Annotated in this window: 14 protein-coding genes; 6 read left to right on the top strand and 8 right to left on the bottom strand. The window is 68.2% G+C overall.

Translation table 11 applies throughout. The features are described from left to right. The first annotated feature begins 109 nt into the window (after window positions 1–109). A complete protein-coding gene (locus tag ABZ412_RS02790; protein WP_357275468.1) occupies window positions 110–850 on the top strand; it encodes a TetR/AcrR family transcriptional regulator in 741 nt (246 codons plus the stop codon). 18 nt (window positions 851–868) lie between these two features. Here ABZ412_RS02790 and ABZ412_RS02785 read toward each other — a convergent pair whose 3' ends face one another. Next, window positions 869–1,594 carry an SDR family oxidoreductase gene (locus ABZ412_RS02785; protein ID WP_357275466.1) on the bottom strand — a complete coding sequence of 242 codons (726 nt, stop codon included), beginning with the start codon at window positions 1,592–1,594 and terminating at the stop codon, window positions 869–871. A 101-nt stretch (window positions 1,595–1,695) separates the two neighbouring features. On the opposite strand from ABZ412_RS02785, the gene ABZ412_RS02780 reads away from it, so the two are divergent. After that, a complete protein-coding gene (locus ABZ412_RS02780) occupies window positions 1,696–2,346 on the top strand; it encodes a TetR/AcrR family transcriptional regulator (RefSeq protein WP_357275463.1) in 651 nt (216 codons plus the stop codon). A gap of 25 nt (window positions 2,347–2,371) precedes the next feature. Here the strand turns inward: ABZ412_RS02780 and ABZ412_RS02775 are convergent, their stop codons facing one another. The 3 genes from ABZ412_RS02775 to ABZ412_RS02765 form a co-directional block, all read right to left on the bottom strand. Beyond that, entirely contained in the window at window positions 2,372–3,826 is a 1,455-nt protein-coding gene (locus tag ABZ412_RS02775; RefSeq protein ID WP_357275461.1) for a catalase, read from the bottom strand. Between the two features lie 85 nt (window positions 3,827–3,911). Then, window positions 3,912–4,982 carry a tetratricopeptide repeat protein gene (locus ABZ412_RS02770; protein WP_357275458.1) on the bottom strand — a complete coding sequence of 357 codons (1,071 nt, stop codon included), beginning with the start codon at window positions 4,980–4,982 and terminating at the stop codon, window positions 3,912–3,914. Window positions 4,983–5,000: 18 nt separating this feature from the next. After that, window positions 5,001–6,260, bottom strand: coding sequence for an ATP-binding protein (locus tag ABZ412_RS02765; RefSeq protein WP_357275456.1), 1,260 nt, complete (start codon window positions 6,258–6,260; stop codon window positions 5,001–5,003). Window positions 6,261–6,579: 319 nt separating this feature from the next. On the opposite strand from ABZ412_RS02765, the gene ABZ412_RS02760 reads away from it, so the two are divergent. After that, window positions 6,580–7,932, top strand: a complete 1,353-nt coding sequence (locus ABZ412_RS02760; RefSeq protein WP_357275454.1) for a serine hydrolase — start codon at window positions 6,580–6,582, stop codon at window positions 7,930–7,932. A gap of 15 nt (window positions 7,933–7,947) precedes the next feature. On the opposite strand, the gene ABZ412_RS02755 is transcribed toward ABZ412_RS02760, so the two are convergent. From ABZ412_RS02755 to ABZ412_RS02740, 4 genes are all read right to left on the bottom strand, one after another. After that, window positions 7,948–9,198, bottom strand: coding sequence for a helix-turn-helix transcriptional regulator (locus tag ABZ412_RS02755; RefSeq protein WP_357275452.1), 1,251 nt, complete (start codon window positions 9,196–9,198; stop codon window positions 7,948–7,950). A gap of 727 nt (window positions 9,199–9,925) precedes the next feature. Continuing rightward, window positions 9,926–10,957 carry an aspartate-semialdehyde dehydrogenase gene (locus ABZ412_RS02750; protein WP_357275451.1) on the bottom strand — a complete coding sequence of 344 codons (1,032 nt, stop codon included), beginning with the start codon at window positions 10,955–10,957 and terminating at the stop codon, window positions 9,926–9,928. 4 nt (window positions 10,958–10,961) lie between these two features. Further along, window positions 10,962–12,227 carry an aspartate kinase gene (locus tag ABZ412_RS02745; protein ID WP_357275449.1) on the bottom strand — a complete coding sequence of 422 codons (1,266 nt, stop codon included), beginning with the start codon at window positions 12,225–12,227 and terminating at the stop codon, window positions 10,962–10,964. Window positions 12,228–12,339: 112 nt separating this feature from the next. Beyond that, on the bottom strand, window positions 12,340–12,924 hold the full coding sequence (locus ABZ412_RS02740; protein ID WP_357275446.1) for a dihydrofolate reductase family protein: 585 nt from the start codon (window positions 12,922–12,924) through the stop codon (window positions 12,340–12,342). A 72-nt stretch (window positions 12,925–12,996) separates the two neighbouring features. Here ABZ412_RS02740 and ABZ412_RS02735 point away from each other — a divergent pair, with 72 nt between their 5' ends. The 3 genes from ABZ412_RS02735 to ABZ412_RS02725 all read left to right on the top strand — a co-directional run bounded on the left by ABZ412_RS02735 (window position 12,997) and on the right by ABZ412_RS02725 (window position 15,675). Beyond that, the gene (locus ABZ412_RS02735) at window positions 12,997–13,575 is read left to right on the top strand and encodes a TetR family transcriptional regulator (protein WP_357275444.1); all 579 of its coding nucleotides are present in this window, start codon (window positions 12,997–12,999) and stop codon (window positions 13,573–13,575) included. A gap of 193 nt (window positions 13,576–13,768) precedes the next feature. After that, entirely contained in the window at window positions 13,769–14,377 is a 609-nt protein-coding gene (locus ABZ412_RS02730; RefSeq protein ID WP_357275442.1) for an SRPBCC family protein, read from the top strand. Window positions 14,378–14,466: 89 nt separating this feature from the next. Then, a complete protein-coding gene (locus ABZ412_RS02725) occupies window positions 14,467–15,675 on the top strand; it encodes a low temperature requirement protein A (RefSeq protein WP_357275440.1) in 1,209 nt (402 codons plus the stop codon). The last annotated feature ends 4 nt before the right edge of the window (window positions 15,676–15,679 follow it).

Raw genomic sequence — 15,679 nt, 5'->3', positions numbered from 1 at the left:
GAACACCGTACGGTCTCCGTACACTGTTCGCAACAAGGAACGGTGTACGGCAGGGCGAACGGCGTTCTAGCTGGGGTTATGCTGTTCCGCAGACAAAGGAGGAAGAGCCATGGCGGCCAAGGCCCAGGAGTTCTCGTCGGTGTGGACCCGACCGGAACGACAGCGCAAGGATCAGCCCGCACTGAGCCGGGAACAGATCGTCGCCGAGGCGCTCGCCCTGCTCGATACCGAGGGCTACGACGCGCTCAGCATGCGCCGCCTCGGCAGCCGCCTGAACGCGGGCGCGACCTCGCTCTACACCCACGTCACCAATAAGGACGAGATCCTCGAACTCGCCATCGACGAGGCCTTCGGCGACGTCCCCGCACCCCCCGGCGTCGCCGAGAACTGGCGCGCCGAACTACTCACCCTGGGCCGCGACATCCGCGCCGCCATCCTGCGACACCCGTGGATCAGTACCGCCATGACCGGCGCCGGACTCGCCTACCTCGGCCCGAACCTGCTGCGCCTGTCCGAGACCATGCTCGCCCTGCTCGAGGCGGTCGGCTTCGACGACTACTCCGCCGACCGCGCCGCCAATGCCGTCTGGTCCTACGTGCTCGGCACCACCAGCGGCGAGACCGCCATGGTCACCACCATCGCCCGCAGCGGCCAGAGCCAGCAGGAGTGGTTCACCAACTTCATGACCCTGGCCGAGCGAGCGACACACAGCTATCCGCACATCAGCAAACGCCATCGGACCATGAGCGACATCAACGTCGCCCAGTCCCGCGAGGACTTCTTCGACGACGAACTCGGCCTCATCCTCGACGGGCTGGAAGTGCGGCGCACCCGGACGGCCGGGAAATAGGCTGCCGCGCGGGCGGATTCAGCGACCGGACGCCAGGCTGGTCCCGCCGTTGACATCGAGGACGACGCCGGTGGTGAAGCCGTTCACGGCCAGCAGGTGAATGGCGGCCGCGACATCCTCCGGGCGGCCGACCCGGCCGACCGGGGTGGTGGCGACCAGACCGTCGAACAGGGCGGTGCGCTGCGCCTCGGGAACCCGTTCCCACCACGGGGTATCGATGACTCCCGGGGCGACCGCGTTGATCCGCAGCGGGGCGAGCTCGACCGCCAGCGGCGCGACCATGGCATTGAGCGCGCCGTTGATGGCGGCCAGACCCGCGGTGCCGGGGAAGGCCGAACGAGCCGAGGCGGCGGTCACCAGGGTCACCGAACCGTGCGAATCCAGATGTGGCAGTGCGGCTTTCAGAATGCGGACCTGCGGCCAGAACTTGCCGTCGAAACCGGCGGCCAGCTGATCCAGGCCGAGTTCGGCGAACGGGCCGCTACCGGCCGAACCGCTCACCGAGATGACCAGGTGGTCCAGGGTTCCCAGCCCGGCGAAGAAGGCGTCGACCTCGGCCTGGTCGGCGGCGTCCACGGCGTGACCGGTGGTGTCGCCGCCGATGCGGGCCACGGCCGCGTCCAGCTTGGCCCGGTCGCGACCGGTGATGACGACCTCGGCGCCCGCGGCCGCGAAGACGGCGGCGGTGGCCTCACCGATGCCGGAACTGCCGCCCATGATGACGACGCGCTGTGTTGTGGTCATTGCCGGAACCTCCAGTTTGTTGGAACTGATAGTCTCGACAACAGCGGAACCGAGACTTTTAGTCTCGACAGAACGGTGAGCTGCGCCACAGGAGGACATCGATGAAAACCGCAGGGCCGCAGTCCGATCCCGAGCGACCCCACACCGGCCGCCGCCGCAACGAGGCCACCCACCAGGCCATCCTCGACACCTCGCTACGGCTGCTCGGCGAATCCGGGGGCGCGCCGGTCACCATCGACGCCATCGCACGGGCGGCCGGAGTCGGGAAACAGACCGTCTACCGCTGGTGGCCGTCCAAAGGCGCCTTGCTGCTGGACGCGCTCACCGAACGATCCACCCTGCACGTGCCGACGCCCGACACCGGTTCGGTGCGCGCCGACCTGCTCGCGATCATCGACTCGACCTTCCGTGGTGCGCAGAGCGATTCGACCGCGCCCGCCCTGCGCACCCTGGTTCGTGAGGCGGCGCAGGACCCGCACCTGGCCGAATTGCTGGAAACCTTCACAGCGCAACGGCGTCAGGCTGTCCTGGAGGTCTTGGAGCGGGGTCGCGCACGCGGCGAACTGTCCGATGACGCCGACCTCGATCTCATGGTCGACCAGTTCTACGGCGTGTTCTGGTACCGCTTCCTGCTCGGCCACGCGCCCCTCGATACCGCCGTGGCCGAACGGCTCACCGATTCGATTCTGGCCGGGAACACCGAAGACCCGCGTCGCCGAAGCGACGCGGGCCCCAATCGGGTCCGGGGGTAAAACCCGCGAGAGACCCGAGAGTTGGTCAGAGCTGTTCGCGGACAGCCACTTCGATGCGCTTGCCGAGGTCGGCGTCCACGCTCTTCCAGTAGTCGAACACGCGGCCCAGGATCGGCTCGCGAACACCGCCCAGGATGTGCCCGGCCACATTGCTCACCAGGCGATCCCGTTGCGCGTCGTCCATGACCTCACGCACCAGGGTGCCCGCCTGCGCGAAGTCGTTGTCCTCGCGGTGGGTGACGTACCCGGCGCGGATCATGGTCGGGTCGAACGCCCACGCGCCGTCATCGATGGCGCGGGCCGGGTCGGCGTGCGCGCCGCCGAAGGAGTTGGGCGCGTACACCGGAACGGTCGGCGCGTTGTGGCCGGAACGCATGGCGCCGTCCTGCGAGTAGGAGTTCACCGGGGCGGCCTTGGCGCGGTTCGGCGGCAGCTGCGCGTGATTGGCGCCGATCCGGTAACGGTGCGCGTCGGCGTAGGCGAAGACGCGGCCCAGCAGCATCTTGTCGGGCGAGAAGGCGATGCCGGGCACCACGTTCGAGGGCGCGAAGGCGGCCTGCTCGATGTCCACGAAGTAGTTCGCGGGGTTGCGGTTCAGGGTCCAGCGGCCGACCTCGATGAGCGGGTAGTCCTGCTGCGACCAGACCTTGGTCAGGTCGAAGGGGTTGAAGCGGTAGTTCTCCGCCTCGGCGACCGGCATGATCTGGACCTTCAGCGTCCAGCTCGGGTGGTCGCCGCGCTCGATGGCCTCGTACAGGTCGCGCCGGTGGTAGTCGGCGTCCTTGCCGGCCAGCTCGTCGGCCTCGGCCTGGGTGAGGGTCTTGATGCCCTGGTCGGTCTTGAAGTGGTACTTCACCCAGAAGCGTTCGCCCGCCTCGTTGATCCACTGGTAGGTGTGCGAGCCGAAGCCGTCCATGTGGCGCAGGGTGGCGGGGATGCCGCGGTCGCCCATGAGCCAGGTGACCTGGTGGGCGGTCTCCGGGCGCAGGGTCCAGAAGTCCCACTGCATGTTCGCGTCGCGCAGGCCGGAACCGGGCAGGCGCTTCTGCGAGTGGATGAAGTCGGGGAACTTGATCGGGTCCTTGATGAAGAAGACCGGGGTGTTGTTGCCGACGATGTCGTAGTTGCCCTCGGTGGTGTAGAACTTCACCGCGAAACCGCGCGGGTCGCGCCAGGTGTCGGGGCTGCCCTGCTCACCGGCGACGGTGGAGAACCGCACCAGCGATTCGGTGCGGGTGCCCGGCTGGAACAGCGCGGCCTTGGTGTAGCGGCTGACGTCGCCGGTGACCACCAGTTCGCCGAACGCGCCCGCGCCCTTGGCGTGCACCACGCGCTCCGGGACGCGCTCCCGGTTGAAGTGCGCGAGCTTCTCGATCAGGTAGTGATCGTGCAGCAGGATCGGGCCCTGGGCGCCCGCGGTGAGCGATTCGTTGTCGCTGGGCACCGGGGCGCCGGAGTTGGTGGTGGTCGCCTTGGTCATGAAACCGAGCCTGCTCCGCTTTCTTGAACTAGTCAAGAAAAGCGGGCAGGCTCGTCGGTAAACAAAGCTGTATACAGTCCGGGCGCTACCGCGGAGCCGGCGGGCGATAGGTCGGGAAGTTCGGTGGCGGGATGTAGGTGGGCGGGCGATCGAGCCAGGTGGGCATCGGCGGCACCGTGAGCGGGTACTGCCGCAGGTACGACGGGAACGTCGGCGGCGCGGTGTAGCGCGGCGGCGTGTAGTGGGTCGTGGTCGGCGCGGAATCGTGATCCGAGCCCAGGGCGGCGATCACCACCCGGATCACCAGCAGCACCCCGACCGCCGCCGCCCAGCGCCCGAACCGGCTGCCATCGGACTTCGGCCGCGGAACCGGCGCCCGGACAACGGCTTTCCGCTCGCGGTACGGACCACGGGACGCGCCCCCGGCCGCGGCGTCCCGGGCCGCCCGCGCCCGCAGTTCGTCCTGCGCGGCCAGCCACGCCAGCTGCTCCCGCACCACATCGCCGTACGCGGGATCCAACTGCGCGACCCGCCGCAATTGCTCCGCGCCCGCCTGGTTGTCCCCCCGATCCACCGCGAGCAGCGCGAGCTCGTACAGCGCTTCCGCGTGGTCCGGCTCCAGCCGCAGCACCTCCCGGAACGCGGCCTCCGCCTGCGCCTGCGCATCGGGCCCGTGCACGTTCCGCCGCAGGGTCAGCCCGCGCAGCAGATGCGTGTGCGGGTCGTCCGGTTCCAGCTCGAGCGCCAGCTCCAGATTCTCGAGCGCCGCCGCCGGATCGGTATCCCGTTGCGTGGCGGCCAGGATCCGGAAATTCACCGCCTCGTCCGGCTCGAGTTCGACAGCCCGCCGAGCCGCCGCCAGCGCCCGCTCCCGCCGCTGCGCCCCCTCGTCCCCGGCCGCGCTTCGACTCGACTGCAATTCCGCCAGCGCCCGCACCCGCCACACGAACGGCTCGTCCGGCGCCACCCGCATCGCGGCCCCCGCGAACTCCAGCGCTCGCTCGTACTCCCCCTCCCGATAGGCCAGATTGGCCATGTCCGCCAACGCCTCGGGATCCTCCGGATCCCCCGCCAGCACCTCCCCCAACATCTCCCGGGCCGCATCGAACCGCCCGAGATCCGCCAGCACCCTGGCCTTCTCGATCTTCTCGCTCATCCGGTCAGCGATCCGGGATCAGCGGTTGTCGCGGGTGCGCATATACGCGGCGAGCTCGTCGTAGCTGCCGTCGTTGTTGGCGAATTCGACGACGTTGCGCGCGGATTCGAACCAGGCGCCGGTGCTGGGCCGGGTCTGGGTGAGGGCGGCGGCGATGTCGTCCATGCGGACGGGGCGGACGGCGCCGGTGCGGATGGAGTCGGCCATGGCGAGTTGGGTTGCGGACTTGCAGATTTGGGCCAAATCGGCGCCGGAGTAACTCTCGGTGCGGGCGGCGACGGCGTTGAGGTCGATGCCCTCGACGGGGCGGTCCTTCAAGTGGTGGCGCAGGATCGAGACTCGGGCCTCCGGATCGGGGAGGGCGACCAGGACCATGCGGTCGAAGCGGCCGGGGCGGCGCAGGGCTACGTCGACGTCCCAGGGGTGGTTGGTGGCGCCGATGATGTAGACGCCCTCGTTGTCGCTGGTCATCGAATCCATCTCGGTGAGCAGCTGATTGACGGTGGAGCGCAGCGAACTGGAGCCGGACAGGTGGCTGCGCTTGTGGCCGAGGGCGTCGATCTCGTCGAAGAACAGGACGCAGGGGGCCTTGCGGCGCGCGGTGCGGAAGACCTGTTTGAGGTTGTACTCGCTGCGGCCGGTGTACCAGTTCAGGATGTCGGCGATCTCGATGGCGTAGAAGTTCGCGCCCAGCTCACCCGCCACCGCCGACGCCACGAACGTCTTGCCGCAACCGGGCGGGCCGTAGAGCAGCAGGCCGCCGCGGGCGCTGGTGCCGAAGGCCTTGGCCAGTTCCGGGTTTCGGACCGGGCCCAGCAGCGACAACTCCAGCTGCTGCTTGACGTGCTCCATGCCACCGACATCGGCGAGGGTCAGCTTGGGGCGCTCGAACAGGCCGACATCGCCCTCGGCGTACGGCTCGGACCGCTCGTTCACGAAGGCGGGCTGGATGATGTCGCCCACCTGCTCCTCGGCGGCCTCCCAGTCGTAGCCGGAGTCGGCCGCCTCGGGCTCGACCGCGGCCGACGTCGTGGAAGCCGGTGCGGCCGCGGCCGATTCACCGGCCGCGCCCGCCAGCGCCGCGGTACAGCGTTGCAGCAGCGCCGTCACCTGCGCGTTGACCGGATCCTGGGCCAGCGCCGTGGCGCACTGCGACAGCGCCTCCGCGTGGCGTCCGCGAGCGGCCAGCAGTTCGATCACGCTGATCCGCACCGGCAGCAGCTCGGGATTGGCGTCGAGCACGGTCAGCAGATTGGCGATCACCGGATCGTCGGTCACAGCTCCCCCAAGAGAAGTACAGATTGTTCTTCGCCGAATGCTAAACGCTCCCGGTGACACCGGTCACCACCGCGACGACGTCACCCGGATCATGCCGGCGTGCCACCCCGCGGTTCTGAACCCGGACTCTCCATAGGCGTTTCGAGGCATAGCCCAGATCACAGTGTCGCACCTGGAATAGATCGGCACGAAGCCCGGTTGATGCACAGTGCCGGCGTCGGAACAGCCCCGGGCCGCACCCTTCGTCGCTACGAGCGACCACTCGCCGAGAGGCGCTTGTTGGGCGTCGGCTTCAACTTTCCGGGTTAGCCTGAACTCCATGCGGCGCATGCGCAGGGGGATGGCCGGCGCGTTGGCGACGGTAGTGATGGCGGGCAGCGTGATCCTCGGCGGAGGGGCCGCGACAGCGGTGGCCGACCCGGCGCACTGCGCGCAACCCACGGGGCGCGACTTCGTGCGTGCCGCACCCGAGGACGCCGGGGTCGACCCCGGCCCACTCGCCGACGCCCTTGCCTTCGCAGCCACCCGAAACCGCTTGAACGTCCAGGTCTTTCGGCACAACTGCCTGATCGGCGCCGGCCCCTCGAACGCCGAGACCGATACCGTCCCGTGGAACGTCTGGAGCGTCACCAAGAGCATCGTCTCCCTGCTCGCCGGAATCGCCTGGGACCGTGGAAAACTCGATATCGACGCGACCCTGGACAACTATCTGCCGCCGGGCATCGGCGACGCCGGGCACCGCGCCATCACCGTGGAGAACCTGCTGCAGGAGACCTCGGGCCTGCGGATCGGCGCGGCCACCGAGGGCATCACCGGTGTCGTCCCCCTCGACCCGTTCAGCGCGGTCCAGGCACTGGGCGTGCCCTTCGACACCCCGCCGGGCAGCGCCTTCCAATACAGCCAGCGCAATGTGGACCTGCTGTCGTATGTGATCGAACTGGCCACCGGCGAACCGCTCCAGGACTTCGCGCAGCGGGAACTGTTCGGCCCCTTGGGCATCGAGCGCGGCGACTACTACTGGGCGCGGGACCGTTCGGGCCACACCTACGGGTACGCGCACCTGTTCATCCCGCCCGCCGATCTGGCGCGGCTCGGTATGCTGGTCGCCGCGCACGGCCGCTGGAACGGTCGCGCGGTCGTCTCCGAGGCCTATCTGGATCGGGCCGTCACGCCGTCGGGCACCAACCGCTGCTACGGCTACCTGTTCTGGCTCGGCCCGGGCTGCGCGGAGAATCCCGAATTCCTGCCCGCCGACACCTATTCCATGTCCGGACTCGGCCTGCAGAACGTCTTCGTGGTGCCCGACCTGGACCTGATGGTGGTGTGGACCGGCGTGTTCGGCGTGCACAACGGCCAAGGCCCCGGCGGCCTCCTGCAATACAGCGACGAGCCGTCGCACGAGTTCTTCCGCCGCCTGCTGTCCGGGTTCCGCGACCATCCGATGCCGGATCCGGGCCCGTACGTGGAGACGCCGCTGCGGGTGGACTACCGTGCCTACTTCGACACCGATATCGCGCTGGCGGTCTTCGGCGTCGGCGCGGACGCCTATCCCGGCTGTACCGTGTTGTCCTGCTTGAACCTTCCGCTCGCCCCGCCGTTCAGTGACGCGCCCCCGGGCTGCCTGCTGCTGGCGTGCGTCGGCCCCGACCCGCGCACCCCGGGGGTGCGCTGACTCCGACGACAGCGTCTAGGGCGTGACCGCGGCGCGCCCCGCCAACTCCCGTAATTCCTCGGCCGGCCGGCGGCCGGCGAACTGCAGCAGATCGCGCACCACCTCGCGGGCGCGATGATCGGTGTGGACCAGTTCGGGCGTTAGTCGCTCGGCATTGAGCAACGCCTCCAACGCTTCCGCCGCCTGCCGCCGTTGCGCGTGCGCGCGAGCCACGTCGACCAGGAAGCGAGCTTGCCGTTCCGGCGACAGGATCGACGCGTCGACGGTGCGCGCAGTGTCGAGCGCCTCGCCGGCGTCACCCAGTTCGACGGCCACGGCCACCGCGTGCACGGCGACCCCGGTCGGACCGAACTCGGTGTCGAAGTCGTTGCGGCCCTCGCCCAGTCGATCGGCGGCGGTGCGCGCCGCCGCCAGCCCGGCCCGGGCCGCGGTGCGATTCCCGTCCGTCGCCGCGATCACCGCCAGCATGAGCTGCAGGGATCCGTAGAGCGACAGCACTTCCGGCCGCGGGTGGTCGGCCGCCGCGCGGGCGGCCAGCGCCGCCACCGACACCCGTGCCGCCTGTTCGGCCTGTTCCAGTCGTTGCAGGCGCAGGAAGGCCTGTGCCATGCGGTAGGTTCCGGCCACGACGCTGAGCGCGTCACCGGATTCCTCGGCCGCGGACAAGGCGCGATCGGCCGCGACCCACGCCGCGTCGACCTCCTCCTGACGGGTGAACGCGGTCGCGGCCACCTGATAGGCGCGCGAGAGCTGGGTCAGCACTTCCGGCCGCCGCGGGGTGTTCGCCCGCGCGGCGTGCTCCAAGTCCGGGATCAGCTCCAGCAGGCTGCCGCCCACCTCGACCAAACGGGATTCGTGTGCCAGCTGCCAGGCCAGGTCCACGCGCTGTTGCAGCTCGGGGAGTTTCGCGTCCGCCGCGTTCGGCTCGGGAACGCGGTCGGCCTCGTCTCCGAGAAGCTGGTCCAGTGCGGGATGTCCGGTGAGCAACAGCCGCAGCTGCTCGAAGACCGCCGAGCCGGGCCGGTGCCCGTCGCCGCGGTCGGCGGCCACCGGTTCGGCCGCTTCCGGACGCAGATCGCGTACCGCCACGCCGAGCACGTCCGCCAGTCTTTGCAGAACGGACAGTCGCTCAACAGGCAGGACGTCTCGCTCGACCTGCGACACCCAGCTTTCCGAGCGCCGAATCGCCGCGCCCAACTCTTTCTGCGATAGTCCCCGCCGCCGGCGCAACTCCGCTACCCGTGCCCCAAGGGTACTTTCGGCCACCGGGTCAAACTCCTTCTGCCTGATCGGCTTTCCCGGCCGTCACCGCCCGCTTGTTTCGCCGATGTCTACCATGCCCTTCTCCCTCCGCCCATTCCTTCCAAGGGGGATCTGCCGACAAGGATTCCAGACCGGGCGAGCTTACGGCGCACAGTATGGAACATGGATTTTTCTTATTGCACCGCAATTTTTCTGTGTTTAACGTTTGAAGAGGACCCGTCGAACCAAACGGACGACAAGAGGTGGTCATGCCCGGCGAACTTCTCTTCTTCCTACTCGGAGCCGGAATCGGCGGCGCGGCAATGTGGTTCGCGGCGTGCGCCCTAGCGGCCACCAAGTATTCCTCCGCTGCCGACGGGGCGACGGTGCAATCGATCACCGCTCGCCTCGAACGCGAGGGTAACCGGAACTCCCGCGCGGCGAAAGGCCAATCAGTCACCCACCGGGCGCCCACACGATGACGGCCGCCCCCAAAACCGACGAAGTCCATGTGCGCCTGCGGTTTCCCGGCGGAATGATCTTGGATTACCGCGCCGAGCGAGCAATTGCGGAACGTCTCGCAGCACATATGAGACCGCATCGCATTGAAGTCACCATCGACGGCATGCCCATCGATCGGCTCGCGCCACTACCGTGCGCGGAACTTTGGGCCGATTGACCATATCCGAAAACGGACCGCGCACTTTACGTGCACGGTCCGTAACGGTTAGTTCCGATCAGAGAAAACTGATCAGTTGTTCAAAAGGACTTCCGCGATCTGAATGGTGTTCAGCGCGGCGCCCTTACGCAGATTGTCGCCCGAGATGAACAGCGCCAGACCGCGACCGTCCGGCGCGCCCGGATCCTGGCGGATACGACCCACCAGCGACTCGTCCTGGCCGGCGGCGGCCAGCGGCGTCGGCACATCGGTCAGCCGCACGCCGGGCGCCTTGGCCATCAATTCCTCAGCACGCTCCACCGAGATCGGCCGGGCGAACTCGGCATTGATCGACAGCGAGTGCCCGGTGAACACCGGCACGCGCACGCAGGTGCCGCTCACCAGCAGGTCCGGCAGACCCAGGATCTTGCGGGACTCGTTGCGCAGCTTCTGATCCTCGTCGGTCTCACCGCTGCCGTCGTCCACCAGTGAGCCCGCGAGCGGAATCACATCGAAGGCGATGGGGGCCACGTACTTGTTCGGCGCCGGGAAGTCCACGGCCGACCCGTCGTGCACCAGCTTCTCGGCGTCGCCGATCACCGCGCGCACCTGCGAGGCCAGCTCCTCCACGCCGGCCAGGCCGGAGCCCGAGACCGCCTGGTAGCTGGACACGATCAGCCGCTGCAGACCGGCCTCGTCGTGCAGCACCTTGAGCACCGGCATGGCGGCCATGGTGGTGCAGTTCGGGTTGGCGATGATGCCCTTGACCAGGTTGCGGGTCGCCTCCGGGTTCACCTCGGAGACCACCAGCGGCACCTCGGGATCCTTGCGCCAGGCCGAGGAGTTGTCGATGACGGTGACACCGGCGGCCGCGAAGCGCGGCGCCTGCACCCGGGACATGGTGGCGCCGGCCGAGAACAGCGCGATGTCCAGTCCGGTCGGGTCCGCGGTCTCGGTGTCCTCGACCACGATGTCCTTGCCGCGGAACGGCAGCGTCTTGCCCGCCGAGCGCGAGGACGCGAAGAAGCGCACCTCGTCGGCCGGGAAGTTGCGCTCCTCCAGCAGCTTTCGCATGACAGCGCCGACCTGACCGGTCGCGCCGACGACGCCTACACGCACACCCATGGCTCTACCGTCCCGTTCCGCCGTGCACCACGGCGACCTCGTCGCCGCCCAGATCGAACGCCGAGTGCAGCACCTTCACGGCCTCGTCCAGGTCGGTGTCCTTGACCAGCACCGAGATCCGGATCTCCGAGGTGGAGATCAGGTCGATATTGATGCCCGCGTCCGCGAGCGACTCGCAGAAGGTGGCGGTCACGCCCGGGTGCGACTTCATGCCCGCGCCGACCAGCGACACCTTGCCGATGTGGTCGTCGTACACAACCTGGGAGAAGCCGATCTCGCCCTGCCGCTTGGTGAGCAGCTCGACGGCGCGCGGGCCCTCCAGCTTGGGCAGGGTGAAGGTGATGTCGGTCTTACCCGTCTCCACCTTGGAGATGTTCTGCAGCACCATGTCGATATTGATCTCGGCATCGGCGACCGCGCGGAACACCTTGGCGGCGTAGCCCGGCTCGTCCGGAATGCCGACCACGGTCACCTTGGCCTCGCTGCGGTCGTGCGCGACGCCCGTGAGGATTGCTTGCTCCAAGGGGATGTCCTCCATCGATCCGGTAATCATGGTGCCCGTCTTGTCCGTGTACGAGGACCGCACATGGACGGGCACGTTGTAGCGGCGCGCGTACTCGACGCAACGCAGCATCAGAACTTTCGAGCCGCAGGCCGCCATCTCCAGCATCTCCTCGTAGGAGACGGAGTCCAGCTTCTGGGCGTCGGTGACGATGCGCGGGTCGGCGGAGAAGACGCCGTCCACATCGGTGTAGATCTCACACACATCGGCATTGAGCGCGGCGGCCAGCGCGACCGCGGTGGTGTCGGAACCACCGCGACCCAGCGTGGTCACGTCCTTGCTGTCCTGGGACACGCCCTGGAAACCGGCGACCAGCACGATGGTGCCCTCGCCGAGCGCCTGCTGCACCCGGCCCGGGGCCACATCGATGATCTTGGCGTTGCCGTGCGTGCCGGTGGTGATGACGCCGGCCTGGGAGCCGGTGAAGGACCGAGCCTCGGCGCCGAGGGAGTGAATGGCCATGGCCACCAACGCGTTGGAGATGCGCTCACCGGAAGTGAGGAGCATGTCCATCTCGCGGGCAGGCGCGGCGGGCGCGACCTGCTGGGCCAGATCCAGGAGTTCATCGGTGGTGTCGCCCATGGCCGAGCACACCACGACCACATCGTGGCCGAGCTTCTTGGTCTCGACGATCCGCTCGGCGACCCTCCGGATGCGCTCGGCGGTGGCGACCGAGGATCCTCCGTATTTCTGGACGACGAGAGCCACGGCGGAAATCCTCCAAGATCGACAAACTGCTGCTACCGAGCCCCAAGACTACCGGCCGAGGTCCACGAGATTTCGCCCCACCTCTCGTCGACCGACTTCAGCCATCCGCCAGCTATTCCGGACGCACCCGGTCCAGCCAGGTGACCTGCGTGCCATTGCCGAATTCCCGGCGATCGGTGACGGCGAACCGGGTGGGACGGAACCCGCCGGCGAAGAGCGGGATGCCCGCGCCCGCGATCACCGGGTAGCTCTTGATGATCATCCGGTCGATTTCACCGATCAGCTGCCCGGCCAGGTTCGCCCCGCCGCAGAGCCAGATGTCGCGGCCCTCCTGCTGCTTCAGTCGGCGCACCAGCTCGACCGGATCGCCCGCGACCACCTCCACCTGCGGATTGTCGACCGGTGCGAGCGTCGTGGAGAAGACGTACTGCTTCATATGGTCGTACGGGCTGGCGATGCCCGCGGCCAGGGCGGGCTCGTAGGTGGCCCGGCCCATGAGGACCGTGTCCCACTGCCGGTTCGGGGTATCGGCCGGCAGCCCCACGTGTTCACGGATATGGGTCGGGACGACCTCCGGGACCCGCTCGTTGAACCAGGCCGACAACTCGTCGCTGACCGGATAGAAGTCGACTTCGTTCTCCGGACCCGCGATGTAGCCGTCGAGGCTGACGCCGACGTAGTAGACGAGGTTTCGCATGATTTACCGCCTCATTTGTAGTACTGTGTCCGTAGTGGTTACGAACATAGTACTACGAATGGAGTGGTGTCAATGGTTCGGACGAATCCGGAACGACGCAATGCCCTGATCGACGCGGCCATCGAGGTCCTGGCCCGCGACGGCGCCCGCGGACTGACCTTCCGCGCGGTCGACAAAGAGGCCGGTGTACCAGCGGGAACGGCCTCGAACTACTTCCCGAATCGGGACGAGCTCTTCGTCCAGGCGGGACACCGCTTCTACGAACGGCTGCAACCCAGCGCCGAGACGATGGACCACCTCGCCACCGGACCGCGCACCCGCCAGACCATCGCCGAGCTGATGACCGAGACCGTTGCGCGGATCACCGGATTCCGGACCGGCTACCTCGCCCTGCTGGAACTACGCCTGGAAGCCACCCGCCGTCCGGAGTTGCAGGCGATCCTCACCGAGCGGGTGCGCGCCGACATCGAGTTCAATGTCCGCAACCATCTGGACTCCGGGCTGCCCGGCGATGCCGACTCCGTATTGCTGCTGTACCTGGCCCTGAACTGGCTCATCGTCGAAAGACTCACGCTGCCCGAGATCTTCGACGACGCGGAGGCCGCGCGGCTGATCGAGGCCGCGGTGGACCGGGCCATACCGGCCGTGTGACCGCCGTCACTTCGCGCCGCCCGAATACCGGCTTTGCCCAAGATTTCCGGTTTATCTACAGCCCTGGCGGATTTCTACGCCGAGCTGGGACATTGCACCCAATCAGACCGACCAGTCGGTCAGAAGTAGTGGGATGCACAGTTGACTCTGGCAGCGACCCTGGTCACAATCGGTCCCCGAGTGGAGGGTAGATATGCGCACGAAAACTGACCACCGGTTCGTGATCGACCTCGATCCCGACCAGGTGATGGACGCGTTGCTCATGGTCGAGCAGATGCCCGACTGGTCGCCCTCGCACCAGGACGTCCGGGTCGCCAGCCGCGACCAATTCGGCCGTCCGAAGCGGGTCTACGTCTCGGCCAACCTGATGGGCCGGCCGGACCGGCAGGTCGTCGAGTTCAGCTGCACCGACACCCGCGTCGAATGGCGGGTCACCGAGTCCAGCGCCGGCGCCGGCGGCACCAGCTGGTTCGACCTCGCCGAAATCGAGGACGGCGCAACCGAAGTCTGGTACCACTCCGAGCTCTACCTGCCGATCCCGGTGCCCGGCATGGTCCTCAAGCGCAGCGCGCGCCGCGAGGGCGAGGCGTTGATCAGCAACTTCATTGCCTTCGTCGAATCCGTGACCGGCCTGCAGGGCCTCGGCGAGGTCGAGGCCGCCCCGGCCGAGGCCGCCGAACCCGCGCCCTACGCCGAGGGTTACGAGCAGGGCGGCTACGCCCAGCCCGGTTACCCGCAGCCCGGCTACGCGCAGCGCCTGGACTACGGCCGCGGCTTCGAGCCCGGCTTCGGCACCGCCTGAGGCCGGTGGCGGGAACCCGCTTGATGCCGACGGCGAACACTGGCGGCTGACACTGCCGTTCGCCCGCGCGAACCGGCAGTATGTCTGCCATGCCCGGTTCGGTTCGCACCCGCATGACCCCGGTCGCCGAGGACGCCTCGGTGACCCAGCTGGAACTGTTCTTCGACCTGGTGATCGTCTTCGCCTTCACCATGGTCACCGATTTCGCCGCGCACGAGACCACCGCCGTGAATCTGCTGCGCGCCCTGCTGATCCTGGCCATGCTGTGGTGGGCGTGGATCGGCTACTCCTGGCTCGGCAATGTGATCAAGGCCGACGAGGGCATCGCCCGGGTGGCCATGTTCGTGGCCATGGGCGGGGCGTTCATCATCGCGCTCACCATTCCCGAGTCCTTCGACGATCTGCCGGGTGGCTGGTACGGGCCGCTGGTCTTCGTCATCGCGTATCTGGCCGTGCGGCTCATCCACCTGGCGGTGTTCTGGATGGCGAGTACGCACGATGCCCAATTGCGACGACAGGTGATCCGCTGGGCGGCAGGCTCACTCAGCGTGCCCGCCGTACTGCTCGTCGCGGGCGCCCTCACCACGGGCGCCGCCCAGCTGGGGCTGTGGCTGGCCGCTCTGGTGTGCGATATGGGCTGGACGTTCTTCGCGGGCAACGAATGGCGGCTCTACTCGGCCTCGCACTTCGCCGAGCGGTACGGCCTGATCGTCATCATCGCGCTGGGCGAGTCCATCGTGTCCATCGGCGTCGGCGTGGCCGGACTGCCGATCTCGTGGCCCATCGCGGTCGGCTCGATGCTCGGGCTCGGTGTGGCCGGGCTGCTGTGGTGGGCCTACTTCGACGTGGCCGCGCTGGTGGTGGAACGCGCCATGCATCACGCCCAGGGCGCGCGCCGCGTCCAGATCGCCCGCAACTGCTACACCTTCTGGCACTTCCCGATGATCGCCGGAATCGTGGCCATGGCACTGGGTTTGAAGAAGGTGCTCAACTACGTGGGTGGGGCCCAAGGGCATTCGCTCAGCGACCAGCTGCACGGGATCCCGCTGTTCGCGCTGTACGGCGGCGTGGCGGCATATCTGCTGGCGCTGGTCGGTTTCCGGCACTACGCGACCGGCAAGGTGCTGGTGCCGCGACTGGTGACCGCCGGGGTCCTGCCGGCGCTCATCCCGCTCGCTTCGGCGCTGCCCGCGCTGGCCGCGCTGGGCATCCTGTGCTCGGTACTGCTGGCGCTGATCGTGTTCGAGGTGGTGCGCTACGCCCAGCCGCGCGATCTCATCCGGCACGGGACGAACTGAGCGG

The sequence above is a fragment of the Nocardia sp. NPDC005746 genome, from assembly GCF_040630785.1.
Lineage (GTDB): Bacteria > Actinomycetota > Actinomycetes > Mycobacteriales > Mycobacteriaceae > Nocardia.
The sequence above is the reverse complement of the archived record's forward strand: the minus strand, read 5'-3'. Positions and strand labels throughout refer to the sequence as shown.